Consider the following 208-nt stretch of genomic DNA (forward strand, 5'->3'; position numbering starts at 1 on the left):
TTAAGTTATTAAAGTCATAATCAGAAGACACAGTTAGGTCAGCATCACAGGCATCAGTAGCACATGCTTCTAAAGCTGCAATGTTAGCTGCATTCCATGCATCTGCAAGAGTTTCGTTATTCGTGTCAGAACATTCTAATACTGTATTTTCTATAGTACAAGCTGTTATATCTGGAGCGATAGTATCTACTACCGAAATTGTTTGAGT

At 37.0% G+C, this 208-nt stretch carries 1 protein-coding gene; it reads right to left on the bottom strand.

Features of this window, described 5'->3' with window-relative positions; genetic code table 11:
• On the bottom strand, window positions 1-208 hold a 208-nt coding region (locus Q0787_RS19315; RefSeq protein WP_298905111.1), incomplete at both ends, for a hypothetical protein.

The sequence above is a fragment of the uncultured Psychroserpens sp. genome, from assembly GCF_947492715.1.
Taxonomy (GTDB): domain Bacteria; phylum Bacteroidota; class Bacteroidia; order Flavobacteriales; family Flavobacteriaceae; genus Psychroserpens.